This is a genomic window from Escherichia sp. XD33 (assembly GCF_019375075.1).
GTDB classification, from domain to species: Bacteria; Pseudomonadota; Gammaproteobacteria; order Enterobacterales; family Enterobacteriaceae; genus Enterobacter; species Enterobacter flexneri_A.
Window position 1 is genome coordinate 1 of sequence record NZ_JAENDM010000117.1, and the last position, 4,240, is coordinate 4,240.

Consider the following 4,240-nt stretch of genomic DNA (forward strand, 5'->3'; position numbering starts at 1 on the left):
CTCAGCATTTTATTATGGTGATCCCCTGGGCGAAATGCGCCTGGTAAGCAGAGTTTTTGAAATGTAAGGCCTTTGAATAAGACAAAAGGCTGCCTCATCGCTAACTTTGCAACAGTGCCCGGTGCGCTGGTATTGTCGCTATCCGATCAGCTATCGCGACCTTGAGGAAATGCTGGCGGAACGCGGCATTTCGGTCGACCATACGACGATCTATCGCTGGGTCCAGTGCTACGCCCCGGAGATGGAGAAGCGGCTGCGCTGGTTCTGGCGGCGTGGCTTTGATCCGAGCTGGCGCCTGGATGAAACCTACGTCAAGGTGCGGGGCAAGTGGACCTACCTGTACCGGGCAGTCGACAAGCGGGGCGACACGATCGATTTCTACCTGTCGCCGACCCGCAGCGCCAAGGCAGCGAAGCGGTTCCTGGGCAAGGCCCTGCGAGGCCTGAAGCACTGGGAAAAGCCTGCCACGCTCAATACCGACAAAGCGCCGAGCTATGGTGCAGCGATCACCGAATTGAAGCGCGAAGGAAAGCTGGACCGGGAGACGGCCCACCGGCAGGTGAAGTATCTCAATAACGTGATCGAGGCCGATCACGGAAAGCTCAAGATACTGATCAAGCCGGTGCGCGGTTTCAAATCGATCCCCACGGCCTATGCCACGATCAAGGGATTCGAAGTCATGCGAGCCCTGCGCAAAGGACAGGCTCGCCCCTGGTGCCTGCAGCCCGGCATCAGGGGCGAGGTGCGCCTTGTGGAGAGAGCTTTTGGCATTGGGCCCTCGGCGCTGACGGAGGCCATGGGCATGCTCAACCACCATTTCGCAGCAGCCGCCTGATCGGCGCAGAGCGACAGCCTACCTCTGACTGCCGCCAATCTTTGCAACAGAGCCCGCCGTGCTAGTCTGCTCGGTGATGGTGGAGTGAAGCCAACCCGCAATCGGGTTATGAATCTGCATCGCGATTCGCAATCAGCTGTCTCTTGAGCATGTCGAACTCCTGCGATGTTATCTCGCCGTGCTCGTGCTGCTACACCAACTTGTCCAACTCATCCGCCACACCGCTCCCCACCACCTGCGATGGCCAGGTTGTTTGCTGGGCGCATTGGCGGAGTATCGTCTCGACCCGGGACACCCACACCGGCACAACCTTACGGGAGTGATTCACTGTCAAAGAATCGGCCCGGTGCTCTGACGCAAGTATCGGGATGGTCACCATTTGTAAGCCGTAGACCTGAGTGGTGATCAAGACTTCGATACCACCGACCGTACCGGTACTAATCGACGACGGTCGTGTTCGTCGCCTGCCGCAGGGACTCTGCACACCTCCGTTTACGCATGTGCCTGGAGGAGTTGGAAATCGTCGTGTTCGGGAAACATTAAACACAGGATGGCAGCGATCTGAGCCAGCACATGATCAGCTAGCTCACCATCCGGATCGACGGCCCACTGCATCGTCGCGCCAGCGATGACCGAGTGCAGGAGCAACTCAGCTGCCGCAGGAGCACCTGGGGGCAGTCGCTTGCGGATCCCCTCCACCACCGCGCGGTTCCGCTGGATCGCAAGCGTGCGTAGCTCCGGCACCTGGAGCTCGTACCAGGAGATGAGATAGTTCACCGAGAAGTCGTTGCGAGTGTTCATGCTCCGAACGAGCACCTGCAAAAATTCCCAGAGCCCTTGCGGCCCTGCGCCTATCGGTATCGCATTCAGGTAATGCCGCACCTGCTCGACGCCGCGCTCCATCATCCTCACCAGCAGCGTATCGCGGTTGGTGAAGCGCTGGATTAACGCTGCGCGGGAGAGCCCCACCTCCTTTGCTACTCCGCTGAGCGTGAACTCTATGGGACCGCAACGCTTCAGCACTACGGTGGCGGCCTCGAGTACCTCGTCATCGGACTTGAGCTTGGGGCGGGGCATCAGTGTTCACCTTCTGTATGGGTTGGGGCGGAGGCTGTGGCTGCCGCCGCCATTGTAGCAAATTGAAGACGGAGCGAGAGTAGAGCCACGAGCCCCGCAAACACGGCCGATACAACGAGGCCAGGGAGCGGACCAGCAAGGTCGACAAACGCGCCGGCCGCAAGCATAACCATGGGCGAGGCTGACAGCATCACCGCCGAGACCGTGCCGAGTACCCGGCCGAGAAGTTCTGGCGGCGTGCGGTTGTAGATGGCAGCGTTGAGAATGGGAGAGACTGAGCCGGTCAGCAGTCCCACGAGCGCGCCCAACAACATCAGCACCGGCACGCCTGGCAACTGTGAAAGCAGAAGCGAGCCCACCGCAGAGCCACAAAATGCCACCGCCAGCCAGTTCTGCGCTGATATCCGGGCGCCGACCGACGCATGAATGGCAATGCCAAGGAGACCACCAGCCCCCATCATTGAGGAGAACAGCCCGAGCTCTGCTACTTGGCGTCCTGCATCTACAAACAGCGCAGGCATGATGACGCTGCCGTTGGCGCCAACGATGCCCACGAAGATCATCACTATACCAAAGAGAGGGCGCAGCAGGGGTTCGCTCCAGAGAAAAGCGACGCCGGCGCGCATGGAGAGAGTCGCCGTCGTGGTCATCGTCCGAGCGGCACGCGCGGGAAGCACCCACGCGCCGAGCAGACCTGCAAGGACGGAGCAGAACGCCGTCAGCCCGAGCGTTGGCGCAGCGCCAAGCAGGCCGATTGCGGCCCCCCCAAGGGCCGGGCCACCTAGAATCGCGACGTTCCCGATCACCGCTTTCAGTGACGAGACGCGCTCAACGGAGAGCCCGGCGACGTGGCCGAGTTTGGGCAGCTCACTGTCCTGCGCGGCCATACCGGGTGCGTCGAACGCGGCACCGAGCACCACGCAAGCGATCAGCCCAGTGTTCGAGAGGGCGCCAACGGCATCGAGCAGTGGGATGCTCGCCATGGCCACGCCGCCCACCACACCCGAGATCAATGCGACGGGCGCGCGCCCGAACCGATCGACGAGGCCACCACCAACCCACGCGCCGATGATGGTCGCGATGACGCTGCTAGCGGCCGTGGCGCCCGCCCAGGCCGCGCTCTTTGTATGAGACAGGACGAACCATGGAAGCGCGAGGGCCGCCACCGCGTTGCCGATCCGGAAGAGAAAGGTCGCCGCGAACAGCGTCGCGAGCGGGCTATATCGACGTTCGCTCATTCCGCTGCGGCGAGCTGCGCCTTCGCCGCAGCGAGGTACTCTTCGTTACCCGAGTCGAGGGCGAAGAGTGCGTAGGTGACCGCCCCGAACGCAAGGCGCTCCGCGATGTGGTGGGCGAGCCGCGGCCACACCCGGCCACCGGCCGCTTCATACGTGAGGAGGAGCTTCGCGAGCCCCTCTTCACCAAAGACCATAAGGTGCGCGGCCATGTCGATGGCAGGGTCATCAACGCGGGCCTCGCTCCAGTCGATCATCCCGCTGACGCGCTCCGTGTTGTCGATGAGCACATGGCCCACGTAGAGATCGCCATGCACCACCACGGAGAAATCTGGCCACGACGAATCGTCGTCGAGCCAGCGCTGCCACCGGTGGAGGCGCTTGTCGTTCACCACGAACTCGCGTCGGACGCGGTCAACGTCGTCGGCCACCTTCTGACGGGCCTGCGTCGGTGTACGGATGAGCATCCCCGCATCCACGGCGGCGGAAATGGGGACGGCATGCAGGGCGGCGAGCGCGGTCGCGAAGCTCTCCGCGAAGACCTCCGAGTCCTGCGGCACGACCCAGTCGGGCGTGGACGAACCAGGCTGGATGACCATCGCAGTCGAGTCTTCGAGCATGGGATAGGCAACGAGCTCGGCGTTGGCCACGCGCCAGTCCGGCACCGCGAACGGCAGGCGATTCTTGAGCATTGCCAGCACCCGCGCCTCTGGTTCGACCTTCGCGCTTACCTCGGCTCGGCGCGGGATGCGCAGCACCCACCGACGTCCATCGTCGACGGTGGCGATCACGATCCTATAGTCGAGCCCAAGCTCATTGACAGTCAGCGGGCCATGGAGCTTGAGCCCATGTCGGGCTGCAAGTGCGTACAGTTGGGAGGTATCGGCGGTCGTGACTACGGTCATGATTCACTCCTGAGGGCTTGACGGGTTTAGCCACCTAAATGTAACAGTCACGTCGGTTATATTCAATCCGGCACTGTTGCAAAGTTAGCGATGAGGCAGCCTTTTGTCTTATTCAAAGGCCTTACATTTCAAAAACTCTGCTTACCAGGCGCATTTCGCCCAGGGGATCACCATAATAAAATGCTGAG

Annotated in this window: 4 protein-coding genes; 1 reads left to right on the forward strand and 3 read right to left on the reverse strand. The window is 61.8% G+C overall.

The features are described 5' to 3' along the window. Positions 1-76: 76 nt before the first annotated feature. Positions 77-835, forward strand: a complete 759-nt coding sequence (locus K0778_RS25040; RefSeq protein WP_161997274.1) for an IS6 family transposase — start codon at positions 77-79, stop codon at positions 833-835. Positions 836-1,327: 492 nt separating this feature from the next. Here K0778_RS25040 and mphR(A) read toward each other — a convergent pair whose 3' ends face one another. Genes mphR(A) through K0778_RS25055 form a run of 3 tightly spaced genes read right to left on the reverse strand, consistent with a single transcriptional unit; the run spans position 1,328 to position 4,052 of the window. Next, positions 1,328-1,912: a macrolide-binding transcriptional repressor MphR(A) gene (mphR(A), locus tag K0778_RS25045; protein ID WP_001137892.1), complete on the reverse strand. Its 585-nt coding sequence runs from the start codon at positions 1,910-1,912 to the stop codon at positions 1,328-1,330. Then, positions 1,912-3,150 (reverse strand): macrolide resistance MFS transporter Mrx(A), encoded by a 1,239-nt coding sequence (gene mrx(A), locus K0778_RS25050; protein ID WP_000004159.1) that lies wholly within the window; start codon positions 3,148-3,150, stop codon positions 1,912-1,914. The genes mphR(A) and mrx(A) overlap by 1 nt, the downstream gene beginning before the upstream one ends. Beyond that, entirely contained in the window at positions 3,147-4,052 is a 906-nt protein-coding gene (locus K0778_RS25055; protein WP_000219391.1) for an Mph(A) family macrolide 2'-phosphotransferase, read from the reverse strand. Before K0778_RS25055 ends, mrx(A) begins: the two co-directional genes overlap by 4 nt. Positions 4,053-4,240 lie beyond the last annotated feature (188 nt).

Coding starts and splice junctions, on each gene's coding strand:
- K0778_RS25055 (WP_000219391.1), bottom strand. CDS start 4,052: ATGACCGTAGTCACGACCGCCGATACCTCCCAACTGTACGCACTTGCA.